The 14299-nt window shown below is 47.4% G+C and carries 11 protein-coding genes; 3 read left to right on the top strand and 8 right to left on the bottom strand.

The window, feature by feature from the left end:
- Positions 1–16: 16 nt before the first annotated feature.
- Complete coding sequence (locus ASG33_RS22415) at positions 17–706, top strand: ComF family protein (protein ID WP_056290971.1); 690 nt, start codon at positions 17–19, stop codon at positions 704–706.
- 54 nt (positions 707–760) lie between these two features.
- Here the strand turns inward: ASG33_RS22415 and gldJ are convergent, their stop codons facing one another.
- Complete coding sequence (gene gldJ, locus ASG33_RS22420) at positions 761–2026, bottom strand: gliding motility lipoprotein GldJ (protein WP_056290973.1); 1266 nt, start codon at positions 2024–2026, stop codon at positions 761–763.
- A 96-nt stretch (positions 2027–2122) separates the two neighbouring features.
- Positions 2123–5470 carry a transcription-repair coupling factor gene (gene mfd / locus ASG33_RS22425; RefSeq protein ID WP_056290975.1) on the bottom strand — a complete coding sequence of 1116 codons (3348 nt, stop codon included), beginning with the start codon at positions 5468–5470 and terminating at the stop codon, positions 2123–2125.
- 215 nt (positions 5471–5685) lie between these two features.
- On the opposite strand from mfd, the gene pnuC reads away from it, so the two are divergent.
- Positions 5686–6330 carry a nicotinamide riboside transporter PnuC gene (gene pnuC / locus ASG33_RS22430; protein WP_229238810.1) on the top strand — a complete coding sequence of 215 codons (645 nt, stop codon included), beginning with the start codon at positions 5686–5688 and terminating at the stop codon, positions 6328–6330.
- Between the two features lie 47 nt (positions 6331–6377).
- Here pnuC and ASG33_RS22435 read toward each other — a convergent pair whose 3' ends face one another.
- Genes ASG33_RS22435 through ASG33_RS22455 form a run of 5 tightly spaced genes read right to left on the bottom strand, consistent with a single transcriptional unit; the run spans position 6378 to position 11096 of the window.
- Complete coding sequence (locus tag ASG33_RS22435) at positions 6378–6818, bottom strand: barstar family protein (RefSeq protein WP_056290977.1); 441 nt, start codon at positions 6816–6818, stop codon at positions 6378–6380.
- A gap of 2 nt (positions 6819–6820) precedes the next feature.
- Entirely contained in the window at positions 6821–7744 is a 924-nt protein-coding gene (locus tag ASG33_RS22440; RefSeq protein ID WP_056290979.1) for a sugar phosphate isomerase/epimerase, read from the bottom strand.
- 1 nt (position 7745) lies between these two features.
- Positions 7746–9239, bottom strand: a complete 1494-nt coding sequence (locus ASG33_RS22445) for a c-type cytochrome domain-containing protein (RefSeq protein WP_056290981.1) — start codon at positions 9237–9239, stop codon at positions 7746–7748.
- A 44-nt stretch (positions 9240–9283) separates the two neighbouring features.
- Positions 9284–9607, bottom strand: a complete 324-nt coding sequence (rhaM, locus tag ASG33_RS22450; RefSeq protein ID WP_056290982.1) for an L-rhamnose mutarotase — start codon at positions 9605–9607, stop codon at positions 9284–9286.
- Positions 9608–9620: 13 nt separating this feature from the next.
- On the bottom strand, positions 9621–11096 hold the full coding sequence (locus ASG33_RS22455) for a DUF1501 domain-containing protein (protein WP_056290984.1): 1476 nt from the start codon (positions 11094–11096) through the stop codon (positions 9621–9623).
- A gap of 102 nt (positions 11097–11198) precedes the next feature.
- Between ASG33_RS22455 and ASG33_RS22460 the strand changes: the two genes are divergently transcribed.
- Positions 11199–11399 (top strand): hypothetical protein, encoded by a 201-nt coding sequence (locus ASG33_RS22460; RefSeq protein ID WP_056290986.1) that lies wholly within the window; start codon positions 11199–11201, stop codon positions 11397–11399.
- Here the strand turns inward: ASG33_RS22460 and ASG33_RS22465 are convergent.
- Positions 11386–14142 (bottom strand): DUF1553 domain-containing protein, encoded by a 2757-nt coding sequence (locus ASG33_RS22465; protein WP_056290988.1) that lies wholly within the window; start codon positions 14140–14142, stop codon positions 11386–11388. The genes ASG33_RS22460 and ASG33_RS22465 overlap by 14 nt on opposite strands.
- Positions 14143–14299: the final 157 nt, after the last annotated feature.

Here is a 14299-nt window from a genome sequence, read left to right on the forward strand (position 1 = left end):
TCAGACCAAAAAATAGATGCTAAATCAATTTTTCAGGGACTTACTGGATCTTATTTTCCCACGCTGCTGTGCAGGTTGTGACAAGCCGCTAATCGGATCCGAACAAACTTTGTGTACGATCTGCCGTATTTCCCTTCCCAGGATCGGCGCACAGGGTTTGCAGAAAGAGATTCTTCAAAACAAGTTTGTCAATGAGCCGGCAGTGGTTTTTACGCATTCATTTTTACTTTTTACCAAAAAAGGTAAAGTCCAGAAACTGTTACACGCACTCAAATACCGGGGAAACCAGGAGGTAGGGTTAGTACTGGGAGAAATGTTCGGACAAGAGATGAAGGATTCCGAGCAGCTATCCGGTGTAGACCTCATCATCAGTGTGCCGCTTCATGCCCGTAAAAGGAAATCCCGCGGCTATAATCAAAGCGATTTGCTGGCGGAAGGCTTTTCCAGAGCGACCGGCATTCCGTGGTCCGCTTCTGCATTGAAGCGTTTGAAGTTTACAGAAACACAAACAGGAAAGAACAAGATCGAACGCAGGGATAATGTAAAAGGGGTATTCGAAGCGGATAAGAACCTGCAAGTTTCGAAGGTGATCATTATCGACGATGTACTTACGACCGGCGCGACACTGGAAGAATGTGTACAAACACTTACCAACGCGGGTTGCCGGGAGTTTGTAATACTTACCATTGCATTGGCGCAGCATTAAACGAAAAAGCCGCTACCTGGTGAGGTAGCGGCTTTTTTGCATTCAATTTAAATCTTATTCTTTGTGGCTGCCGGTCGCGATCATCGCGCAACGGAAACCAACCATTGCAGTTGCAGAATCCTGATCCATGTAACGGCGTGTTCCGGGAGATAACCAGTAAGCAACGTCTGACCACGAACCACCTTTGTAAACTCTCAGCTTATCATCAACAAGTGAGTTGTAGTTTTTAGTATCGTATCTTTTCGCTTCATCCTGGTAACCGTCACGACGGAAGGAGTTCAAATCGTTCACGTCAGAGTTTGACAATGGACGGTAAACGTCATAAACCCATTCGCTTACGTTACCTGCCATATCGTACAATCCATTGTCGTTTGCAGGATATGAACGAATTTCTTGCGTAATAATAGCACCGTCATTTGACTTACCTGCGATACCCGCGTAATCACCAGGACCACGTTTGAAGTTGGCAAGCATAGTTCCCTGTTTACGGCCGCGAGGCTGGCGCATTGTTGAACCATCCCATGGGTAAATTCTTGAATTCGACTGGTTTTCGTCAGAATACTGAGTACCGATCATCGCCATCGCCGCATATTCAAATTCCGCTTCTGTTGGTAGACGGTAAGGCGGCATTACGTAACCACTTTCAATTCTGAGTTGTGGAGCTGGTGCTGCTTCGGCAGTTGCAACTGCTTCGCCCTCAGCTTTTTTCTTCTTACCAAAAGAGAATCCCTTTTTCTTCTTGCCACCTGCTGCTGCTGCGCCTGCTGTGTTGTTAGCCTGGCTCACTGCCGCTGTACGCCAAGCACAGTAATCATTTGCCTGAACCCATGAAACACCAACTACCGGATAAAGACGGAAGCCAGGGTGACGAAGGTACATGGTTACATAAGAGTCGTTGAATGACAGCTCATTAAACCAAACATTTGTATCAGGTAAAGCTTTTGTGTAAAATTCTTCTGATGAATCTCTTTGAACTGCATTTAAGTATTCGAGATAGTGGACGTTAGCCACTTCTGTCTGGTCCATATAGAAAGATTGGATACTGACAGTTCTTTTCGGGTTATCCCTTCTTGTCATTACATCCTCTTCCAGAGAACCCATCGTAAAGCGGCCGCCTTCAATGTAAACGAGGTCGGGGCCAGCGGGTAGCGCTTTGTACTGCTTTACTTCAAAACCATCTTTGCCATTATAAGCCAATCCTGTTTTCGAACTTGTCTTACCGGGCTTTAAGCTGGTAGGTCTCTTGTTCTTACTACATGAAGTAGCCGCTAACAACACAATCAACATCAACGCGATTGACCGGGTACCCATCTTTTGCATGCAAATCATTGCTTAAAGTGACTTAATAGTTTGGCTTTTTATAGTATGCGAAACCGCAAATTTATGAAATGAAACGAAAATATTTTTAAAAATCAATCAGCGGGTCATCTCCGCAAGTACATTCCTCGCCTGATCTATACTTTGTACATCTTCGCAGATCAGGATCAGCTTGCCTTTCTGGTCCTTTAATGAGATCTTCTGAGGATGTTTTTTAATGTAATCGATCACCTGTCCGAACCGGGCTGACTGAAAGAATTCGTCATTCTGCGAAGTAACGAAGTATCCTTTCATTGTATTGCTCTTCAAAGTCAGTTTTTCGAGGTGCAAAGTCTCTGCTTCCCAGCGCAAACGAACGGTTTTTAACAAATCCTGAACTTCCTTTGGAATCGGTCCGAAACGGTCCAGTATCTCCTGTTCAAATTTCGAAAGTTCGTCTTCTGTTCCGATGTTGTCGAGGCGGGTATATAACGACAGTCTTTCTGAAATATTTTTAACATAACCGTCGGGAATCAAAGTCGCAAAATCGGTTTCGATCTGCGTATCCGGTACCAGCTTTTTAGGCAGTCCCAATGCATTTGCAAACAGGTCTTTAAACTCGTTATTTTTCAATTCCTGAACTGCTTCGTCGAGCATTTTGTGGTAAAGCTCATAGCCGAGATCATTTACAAAACCGCTCTGCTCTGCACCAAGCAGGTTACCCGCCCCACGAATATCCAGGTCGCGCATCGCAACCTTGAAGCCGTCGCCCAGATCCGAGAATTCTTCCAGCGTCTGCAAACGTTTACGCGAATCGCTGGCCAGTGTCGAAGCATTTGGTGTAAGCAAATAGCAGAATGCCTTCCGGTTAGATCGTCCTACCCGGCCGCGCATCTGGTGCAGGTCCGAAAGTCCGAACATATGCGCAGAGTTGATAATGATGGTGTTTGCATTGGCAATGTCAATCCCGGATTCAATGATGTTGGTTGAAACCAGCACGTCATATTCCCCTTCTATAAAGCCCACCATCACTTTTTCAAGCTTGTCGCCGTCCATTTGTCCGTGTGCTACTCCAATTCTTACATCGGGAACAAGCCTCAGGATAATATTCGCAATTGACTCAATGTCATTTACACGGTTATGTACAAAAAAGACCTGACCGCCGCGGTTTACCTCGAAGCTGATCGCATCACGGATAAACTCTTCGCTGAAAGTATGTATTTCGGTAGTTACCGGCTGTCTGTTTGGCGGTGGAGTGGCGATAACAGAAAGGTCACGCGCTCCCATTAACGAAAAGTGCAGCGTTCTTGGGATCGGCGTAGCCGTAAGTGTCAGCACGTCCACATTGACGCGCATTTCCTTCAAGCGATCTTTGGCTTTCACACCAAACTTCTGCTCTTCGTCGATAACCAGCAGACCCAGGTCCTTGAATTTTACATCTTTATTCAAAATCCGGTGCGTACCGATCAGGATATCAATTTTACCTTCCTCGGCTTCTTTCAATGTTTCCTTGATCTGTTTGGGACTCTTGAAACGATTGATATACCCAACCCGCGCCGGGAAATCTGACAAACGCTCGCTGAATGTTTTATAGTGCTGCATCGCCAGAATGGTAGTTGGTACCAGTACGGCAACCTGCTTGCTGTCACAAACTGCCTTAAATGCAGCGCGGATTGCGATTTCAGTTTTACCAAAACCAACATCACCGCATACCAGCCTGTCCATCGGATGCGCCTTTTCCATATCCTCTTTCACATTCGAAGTTGCAGTCGCCTGATCGGGCGTATCCTCATACAAAAAGGAAGATTCGAGCTCCGCCTGCATATAGTTGTCTGGCGAATATTGAAAACCAGGAGCTTGCCGGCGCTTTGCGTACAATGCAATAAGCTCGTGCGCAATATCTTTAAGCTGCTTTTTAACTTTCGATTTTTTCGCCTCCCATTCACCAGAACCCAGCTTGCTCATGGAAGGAGGGTTACCTTCCTTTCCAGTGTATTTGGCGATTTTGTGAAGGTTATGCACACTTACATATAGCAAATCATTGTCCCGGTAAATGAGCCGGATCGCCTCCTGTTGCGTTCCATTTACATCTTTACGCTCCAAACCTGCAAACCGGCCGATACCATAATCCACGTGCGTAACGAAATCGCCGGGTTGAAGGGATTTGAGTTCTTTTAAAGTGATTGCTTTCGACTTGGAGAACTTATCCTTTAAACGGTATTTATGAAAACGTGCAAAAATCTGGTGATCGGTGTAACAGGCAACTTTTACATTTTCGTCTATAAAACCTTCCCGCAGCGAAATATGCATGGGTTGAAACTTGACAAATGGGTCAAGGTCTTCAAAAATGCGTTCAAGCCGGTCCAGTTGCTTCGGTTGCTCGGCTACGATTACATTTACAAACCCTTTACTCTGGTTTTCAGACAAATCGTCGAGTAACCTTTTGAAATCTTTGTTAAACGAAGGCTGCGGCTTGGAAGAATAGGGGATTTTAACCTCTGTTTTAAAATAAAACTTCCGGCCAAACTCGACGGTCTTGTACTTCTTCACCTGAGCAAGAAACCCGCGCCTTGTTTCAAACAGTGCCTGCGGGTTGGAAACGATCTGAACACCGCCGCCGGTAGCGTCTTGCAGTGCTTTTTCAGCTTTTTCAAAGCATTTCTCGATTACTTCCAGCGTCAGCTCCGCATCTTTGAACCAAATAGTGGTTTCCCCGGAAAAGAAATTCAAAAAGGACTCTCTTGTTTCGTGAGACAGTCTTTGCTGAATGTCCGGTACAATGTTGATCTGCTTCGAACTTTCAATGGAAAGCTGCGTATCGGGGTCGAAAGAACGGATACTTTCAACCTCGTCGCCAAAAAGCTCGATACGGAACGGATGTTCGTTGGCAAATGAAAATACGTCGATAATACCTCCGCGCACAGAAAACTGTCCTGCCTCAAAAACGAAATCGGTTATTTCAAATCCGTAGCTCGTCAAAAATTCGGTAAGGAACGAGGGGTCCAGCTTTTCGCCTACTTTCACCGAGAATGTATTCGCGATCAGCGAGCGTTTGTTGATAACTTTCTCAAACAGCGCCTCCGGATAAGTGACAACCTGAATGGGGGTAGACCGGCCCGTATTAAGCTTGTTCAGGATTTCACCCCGCATCAGCACATTGGCATTGTCCACCTCTTCGTAATGGTAAGGCCGTTTGTAGGATGTGGGGTAGAAAAGTACTTCAGAGCCAGCCAGCAGGTTTTGCAGGTCGTTCTGAAAATAAGCAGCCTCGTCACGGTCGCTTAATATATAGAGTGCCGGACTTTTTTTGCGTTGCTGTACTGCCGCAGATACCACTGCGTCCAGGCTTCCAACAAGTCCTTTGATTTGGATATGGGAGGATTCCGGGCTCTTTGAACCGATCTGCTCCATCAACAGATTCATGTATCCGTCGCCCCCGTATAGTGTTAATAAGTCCTTAACTTCCAAGTATTTTCAAATTAATCGCGGCTGTTGCCGACTGTGAATTTAAACGCAAAAAGCCGTTTCGGGGATTTTCCCGACCGGCAAGCTTCATAACACCAGCTTCGGAAATTTCGTTTGCAGTTGTTCGTGACTACAAAAATAAGACCAAAGGTCTGAGCTTACAAGTTACCGTTTCGTTAAGAGCCCTGGCATTTCGTGTCTATATTCGCATATTCTCCATGCATTTCAGGTGTATCAATGCGATAAAAATGATCGACTGGCTCAACAAAATGGTATCCCTCGGGATATTTGTAACCACACCTCTGGAAATCCTTGGCTTTGTGACTGGTGCGATCTGTGTTTATCTCAACACCCGGCAGAATGTACTCGGCTGGTTTTTTGGGATCATCAATGCCGTTTTATATGCCGCTGTTTTCTGGCAGGTAAGATTGTATGCCGATATGGGCTTGCAGGGTTACTACTTTCTTACAAGCATTTACGGCTGGTGGATGTGGAAGTTCGGGGGAGTTGACCGGAACGAGTTACAGGTAACATTTACCCCACGCAGGCTGTACCCAATTTTTGTTATTATCTTCATCGTTGCCACCATTTCCTGGGGATTTTTACTCGAAAAATTCACCAATGCAAGTTTTACCTATGTTGATTCTGCATTGACAGTTGCGAGCCTGATCGGGCAATGGATGATGGCGAGAAAGTACCTGGAAAACTGGCTGGTGTGGATAGCCGCAGATGCCTGTTATGTGATTATGTACTTCTACAAATTCCTGAACCTTACCGCATTACTCTACTTCGTCTTTCTTATACTGGCGATGATGGGATATGCGAAGTGGCGGAGGAGTGTTTTGGAAAATGGAAGATCTTAGGGCAAAGGTGTCAATTAATTGACAACCAATGCCAATAATTCCCCTGTCTAAATTTCCCCAAATGGTATCTCCTGCTCTTCCAGCAGCGCTTTAATGCGGTCGGATTCCTGGAAAACAATTCGTAATTCCTTTTTTTCAACGCCTTCTTCATCGTCAAGCCACTTCCAGTCTTCGGCAGTAGCGTCGAGTATGTCGATAACAGTAAGGATTTTGTCCCGTGATTTTTCTTTCGACAGCCACTCAGCCGAGCTGCTGATGTAAATGATGATTTGCTTTGAACCAATCCACGAAAGGTCATTCAGCATTTCGTCCAGATCTTCCAGGCTGGTACCCTCGTAATCAGGAAACTGCAAAGCTTCTGCGAGTTGGGCATTAAAATCTTTGAAAGAGAGCGCTCTTGTCCCGTCGATATGGGCTATCACTGCCGCGTGGAAGGTTTTCTGGACTTCCGTTTCGTCCGCTGCAACCAGAAAGTGTGTGTTCTTCATACCTATTTTAAATATCGTTTTCTGAATAAATGCATCATATGCACATTAATAGCCCATTGATCCGCGATCGGCTGGTGTGTAAAAGGAACTGTGGGCAGATAATTAGGCGGACCGAACTCTGTCAGAACAGTCAACGTTTCGCCGCTTTTTATTTTTTGTTCCACCACCGCATCCCACCACGCTAAATGCGCCTTCACAGCCGCTTCCCACTCCGGTGCCCGCGGATCATTTACCTGCGGTCCCTCCTCGTGCCCGATGCGCGAGTGAATGTGTCCGGTGCGGGATAATGCGAGTTTAACAGTTTCCTGTTGATCCTGCAACAAACTTTCATGCACATTACACCAATGTGAAATATCCAGTGTCAATCGCAATTCGGGATTTTTCTCCATAAACTCCCTCGCAATATGCGCAGCGAAAAGCATTCTGCCTCTATGCGTTTCGTGGTAAATGGGAATGCCCGTTTTGGCAGTTGCAGCAGTAGTATGGTCTATAAAAGCCTTGTTTTGTTCATAAGTGAAAAAATCCTTTCCGCTGTGGCAGTTGATATAAAGGGGTTTTTGCTCATACTCCGTGGTCGCTGCATTGATCTGCCTTTTGAATATATCCAGATGAGCGGCGTACTCTTTCTCCGCCGAGCCGCACAGGAAACCCACATCCAGACTGTACTTTTTCAAAGCTGTAAAAAGGTCTTTTTGCTTTTCTTTAGTACCAGGCCACCAGATTTCCAGTCCATCATAACCTTCTTTTTTGATCGCTGCGCAAAAAGCGTCCGTATTTCCAACAAAGCCCCAATTGGTGCCAAAAATTTTGAGTGAAAGTTTATTATCAAACTGAAATGGCGCTTTTTCTGCATCTGAGATCGCCTCAAAGCCTGTTAAAACTCCTGCGGTGGCAATGGCACTGCTCATAAATTTCCGACGGTTCATGTTATTGTTTTTTGACTTCTTCTTTGCCGGTCGAATCACCAGCTTTTAAAAACTGCGCTACCGCCGCCTCATTGAATCCATTTACCACCATTAAATTGGGATTTTCTCTCCCCGTCTGGCTCACGGCACTGTCCGTCACTGCCGACTGCCAGACGTAAACTGACTTTACAGATTTCATCCCGGCAATCATTTTCAAACCCGCGTCACCTACTTTGGTATCTACAATATTGACGTATTCGAGGTAAGGGAGCGGCTTTAATGCAGCTATACCTTTGTCGGTAACCGAGGTATGTTCGAGATGTAGCTTGCTGAGGTTAGGAAATTTGGCAATCTGCTGAACCCCGGCGTCGGTGATTTGGGTACCGCCCAGTTTCAGCCAGGTGATTTGTTGAGCTACCGGTTGCAGAAGCTCCATTTGTTTGTCGCTGAACGCAGGCAGGTTCACCGCGCTTATTTCGAGTAAGTTCTGGTCTTGCGACAAAGTGTTTACAATCAGTCCGGTTTTCCGGAGATTTTCGATCGCCTGCTCATTTGCTTTGGGCACTTTCAGGCTAAGTACTGCAGATCCCTGCGCCTGACTCGCCCCCGCCGGAGCCTCCTTGCCCAATGACGCCAATGCAGGTTTAACTGCCTCGGACACGGTAAGCTGTGCTACTTTCTTGTCTGCCGATGCACCCTGGTCGATCCACCAGGAAAGCAATGCGATCTGGTCAGTCGTGAGCTGCGGCTTGCCTTTGGGCGGCATGTGATCGTCATCATTTTCGGGTAAAAGGCACCGCCTGATCATATCACTTTCAGCGCCTTTGCCAGCCACCAAAGCCGGCCCGCCTTCCCCGCCTTTCATCAGCAATGCAAGCTGGTCCATTCGCAAATCGCCCTTGCTCTTGCTCGCGCTGTGGCATTGCACACATTTCGCTTCCAAAATGGGTTGTACAATGTCGGTGTATACAACAGCCTGCTGCACATCTGCAATCGGTTTGATTTCAGTACTTTTTTCTTGCAAGGGCGGCAAGCCTGCAAGTCCGCGGAATGGTTCGGGAGTATACTGCGTCAGGTAACCTGCGCCGTGCGTAAGCGAGCCGCCGTCGTGCCCGGCGCTCAGTGTCAGGATCGTAGCTATCAAAATAGCGGGCAGGTAGATCATCTTTCCCGAAGGTACCGCTTTTGATAGCCGGTCGGACTTGACGAGCCAGGCTGCCCAGGCAAAAATCGCGACACCGATTCCTTTCCACATGTGGTTGTTCAGCAAATCCACGTCATAACCGCCGCTTAGGGAGAGGAGATAACCCGCAATGCAGGCGATGGTGGCGGTAACAGCAGACCAAAACAGGATGAAAACGACAGTACCCTCGCTCACATTGACCTTACCCCATCGCCGACCAATTTCAAGGACAGCGGCAATCAATAAAAAACCGATAGGGAAGTGGACGATCGCCGGGTGGAACCTGCCAATGAAGGTAACCCACGACGAATCCTGAAGTAGAATGTAGTGCATTTATAAAGGGTTTAGTATCAATCCTGATGCTGCGTATAACCGGCTTATTGGAGCCTGAAAACCTCGGGCAATGCAAATACCTGAGGGGAATTGTCTCCATTTACATCCATGATATCTGCCATATAGTCCCACCATTTTTTCATAATCGGCAATGCGGCCAGTCCGGAGGTAGTATCACCTTCTTTCAACTTCTGAAAAGCAAAGAGGGCCAATGTTTTTTCGTCAAGAAATATATAGTATTCCAACAATCCGGCATTTTTCAAAAGTGCTGTAAGCTCCGGCCAGATTTCATCGTGGCGCTTTTTATATTCTTTTTCAAAACCCGGTTTTAGCTGCATCCGGAAAGCCTTAATCGTTGTATTTTCCATTATATCAAAAAACCTAAGCGATAACTTCTTTAACTACTTTTCCTTCCGTATCAGTAAGCCGGAAGTTCCTGCCCTGAAAAGGATAGGTGAATTTTTCGTGGTCAAAACCCATTAAATGCAGGATAGTAGCTTGCAGATCGTGTACGTGGACCCTGCCTTTTGTACCATAATAACCCAGCTCGTCTGTTTCCCCGTGCGAAAAGCCCTGCTTCACACCGCCGCCCGCCATCCACATTGTGAATGCATCCAGATGATGGTCGCGACCCATAAACGGCATTACCAGCCCATTCCGGTTTTCCTGCATTGGTGTGCGGCCAAACTCCGCGCCCCAGATGATCAGCGTTTCTTCCAAAAGGCCGCGCATCTTTAAATCTTTGATCAATGCGGCTACCGGCTGATCAGATTCCCTGCATTTCTGGCGCAAGCCTCCTTCCACGTTATGGTCTTTCGAGGTACCGTGCCCGTCCCAGCCCCAGTCAAACAGCTGAACAAAGCGGACATCGTTTTCAACCAGCTTTCTTGCAAGAAGACAGTTCATTGCAAAAGTACCCTCGCCGGGCTTTACCCCGTACATATCCAGTATAAATTGCGGTTCCTTGGAAACATCCATCACTTCCGGTACTGACATCTGCATCCGGAAGGCCATTTCATACTGGCTAATCCGCGTCAGGATCTCAGGATCTTTTACTTCTTCGTAAGTCTGTTTGTTAATCTCGTTGATCGCCTCAATGGTCTGCTTGCGCATATCGCGGTTCATTCCGCTTGGGTCACTCACATATAAAACGGGATCTCCGCCTGTGCGACATTGTACACCCTGGTATACAGAAGGTAAAAAGCCGCTTCCGTAAACACTTTTACCCGCGTCAGGCTGCTGCCCACCCGAAGCCAGTACAATAAACCCCGGCAGGTTTTGATTTTCAGATCCTAATCCATAAACCGACCACGCTCCCAAACTGGGCCGGCCGAGCCGTGCGCTGCCGGTATGCATTAAAAGCTGGGCAGGGGCATGGTTGAACTGATCGGTATGCATTGCTTTGAGAAAGGTAATCTCATCAGCGACGGTCTGCAGGTAAGGTACATAGTCGGACATCCAGGCGCCAGACTGTCCATATTGCGCAAAATGTCCCTGCGGACCCAGCATTTTTGGAACCCCCTGGATAAAGGCAAACTTCTTTCCTTCCAGGAATTCGGCGGGACAATCTTTTCCGTGGTATTTGAGCAGTTCGGGTTTATAGTCAAAAAGCTCCAGCTGAGAGGGCGCGCCTGCCATGTGAATGTAAATCACGCGCTTCGCCTTGGGTGCAAACTGTGGGATTCGTGCCTTTGCAGCTTCGTCCGGCCGCGTGTTTGCTGCATTGGATGGGCCGCAGGAATCCAGCATTGTTCCCAATCCCAATGCGCCCAGCCCAAACCCGACCGACTGCAAGAAGTGCCTGCGGGTTTGATGCAGCAAAGAAGCATGTTGCAATTCTTTTATCAGCTTTTCCATCTTAATCTTTTAATCCCCGGGCTGAAGCCCGGGGCAATGGATTTTTTGTTGTCCTGTTTTGGGATTTTCGGGCTGTGCCCTGAATCCTAAAATCTATTTCCGTTGACTTCAGTCAACGGAAACCGGAAAATCGCCCGGAAAATCGCCCGGAAAATCGCCCGGAAAATCGCCCGGAAAATCGCCCGGAAAATCGCCCGGAAAATCGCCCGGAAAATCGCGGAAAATCGCCCGGAAAATCGCCCGGAAAATCGCCCGGAAAATCGCCCGGAAAATCGCCCGGAAAATCGCCTTACTCTTTCGTGATTACATTATCCAGATTCAGCATCACATTCGCGGAAATGGTCAATGCAGCCAGCTCAGGTGTTCTTTCTTTCCCGTAGGCCAGAATACTGTCGGCATCTACCGGCTTCGTTTTATAAGCATTCAATGCCTGCTTGTATACCTTTACAAGTACATCGAGGTTTTTCTGTTCAATGGGCTGGAATGTCAGCATCCGATAACCTTCTGCGAGCTGTTGTTCGGGTGTTTTGCCTCTCTTCTGCATTTTACCCGCCAGACTTTCCGCTGCTTCCAGGTACACAGGGTCGTTGAGGGTAACCAGCGCCTGTAAAGGAGTATTGGTCAAAATCCGTCTAGATTGACAAAACTCACGACTTGGTGCATCAAATGTAACCATCGACGGATAAGGCGCGGTCCGCTTCCAATAGGTATACACGCCGCGACGGTACTTGTCCTCGCCTTCACTCAGCACCCACTTCTCGCCGCTGTAAGGCGACTGCCAGATCTTGTCGGGCTGAGGCGGCATTACACCGGGACCGTACATTTTGTCTGATATCAGACCGCTGCACGCCAGTGCCTGGTCGCGCACCTGTTCCGCACTGAGGCGGACGCGTGGCCCGCGCGAGATCCAGATATTATAAGGATCTTTTTCAAGCTTGTCTTCATCGGTTTTGGAGCTTTGCCGGTAGGTCGACGACATAACAATCGTTTTCAGCAGCTTTTTTATACTCCATTGATCATCTTCCATAAACTTGACCGCCAGCCAGTCAAGCAGCTCGGGATGAGTGGGCTCTGCACCCTGGGAGCCAAAGTCTTCCACAGTTTCAACAATTCCTTTTCCAAACAGCTGCTCCCAAAACCGGTTTACGATCACGCGGGAAGTCAGTGCATTGTCTCGGCTAACGATCCATTTTGCCAAACCAAGTCTGTCCCGTGGCGCGTCACCGGGTAATGGTGCCAGTAATTTCGGCACATCAGGTTTTACCTCTGCGCCCTTCACCATCCAATTTCCGCGTACAAAAACATGGGTTTTTCGCGCAAAATCCCCCTTTCCTTCCCATATCACAGGCATACTTTCCGTCTGCCGAGTCAGTACCGTCGCATAATCCGCAAGAATGTCCTTATACTCCGGTTTGTCACTCCCCGGCAATGCTTTTTGAAATGAAATCCAGGTGATACGAACCCATTCTTCGGGCGCTTTGGGGCTTTTAAGTGTGAGATATATGTCGTGCTTACCCAATGTTTTAACAAGCGGCGCAATGATCACAGAATCTCTAACCGGCACTTTGGTCTCGGAAATCACAGGTCCGTCCAGTTTGTCAAGGTGTAACGAAAGCACTGCATTCTCCGCTTTGGTGGCAATATTCATTACTACATTATCAGCGCCGGTGAGGTTAACCTGCGAAATTCGGGCATTCCCATTATTTTTTACACCATAATAAGAGATCGTCAGTACGGTCGACTGGTCGCCTTTTACAAAGTTGTGGGCATTGATCTTCGGCTCCATTACCTTCATAAACTGCGTGACCTCCGGCAGCTGCTCCGGTTTGTTTTGCCGGATCCAGCTTTTCACCCGTTCCACACGCATTGAATCTTCTCCTTTATAAAACCGCATCTTTGGCCATTCATCCCACACATCTTCATCACGTGTGTTGTTGAAGAACGCCATGTACTTATAATAATCTTCGTGCGGAATCGGATCGTAAGGGTGGCTGTGGCATTGAATGCAGGCGAAAGTGGTACCCTGCCAAACTTCCCAGGTTGTATTCACGCGGTCAATTTGCGCAGCTGTACGAAACTCTTCGTCATCGGTGCCGCCCTCATTGTTCGTCATTGTATTCCGGTGATAGCCGGTGGCGATCATATTGTCTTCGAGCGGGAAACCGTCCTTATCCTTTTGAAGCAAATCTCCCGCGAGCTGCTCAATGGTGAATTGGTCAAAAGGCTTATCCTGGTTGAAAGATTTAACCACATAATCGCGGTAGCGCCACATAGAGCGGCCACCATCGCTCTCGTATCCTTTTGTATCTGCGTACCGGGCCAGGTCCATCCACATGGAAGTCCAGCGCTCGCCGTAACCAGGCGATTGGAGCAGCCGGTCAACTACCTTTTCATAAGCATTTTCAGATTTGTCATTTACAAAGTCAGCTACCTGCTTTTCGGTAGGAGGAAGGCCGGTCAGATCCAGACTTACGCGGCGGATCAACGTGGCGCGGTCGGCTTCTGGCGATACTTGAAGATCTTTGCTTTTTAACTTGTCGAGGATAAAATGGTCAATTTCATTGGTCGCCCACTTTTTGTCACCGGTGTTCAGCAAGCCGAACAAATTACTAAAACTGTTGAGGGAAGGTACTTCCGGTTTTTCTATCTTTTTGTAAGACCAGTGGGTTTCCCATTCTGCACCCTCATTGATCCATTTTTTAAGAATATCGACTTCCTGTTCATTTAGCGGCGTGCCGTTTTTAGGCATTTTTTCATCCGGATCGTCGCTTAATATCCTTCGGATCATCTCACTCGCGTCCGCGTCGCCCCTCACCACTGGTATCTTGCCTGATTTACCAGGTTCCAGCATTTCATGCTCAAACAGGAAACTCACATCACCTGCCTTTTTTACACCTCCGTGACAGCCCATGCAATGCTTATTCAGGATAGGCTTTACGTCGGTATTATAGTCTACCGCAGAGGAACCCGAGCCCGAAAGCCAGAAAAAGGAAGATATAACAACGATCAGAGCTCCCGCGCCAATAAATATTTTGTTACTCACCATCCTTTGACTATTCTGTTTGTTCTAAACATCAATATAGCGAATTATAACCTTTAAAAGTATTTATGGTCAGGGGTTTACTTACAGCTGCATCTGCAATAGCTTACAGGTTGCTGGTAACTGTTTTTCAATGCAGGCGCTCCGGTTAGTTGTATTTAGT

This window comes from Dyadobacter sp. Leaf189, from assembly GCF_001424405.1.
Classification (GTDB): domain Bacteria; phylum Bacteroidota; class Bacteroidia; order Cytophagales; family Spirosomataceae; genus Dyadobacter.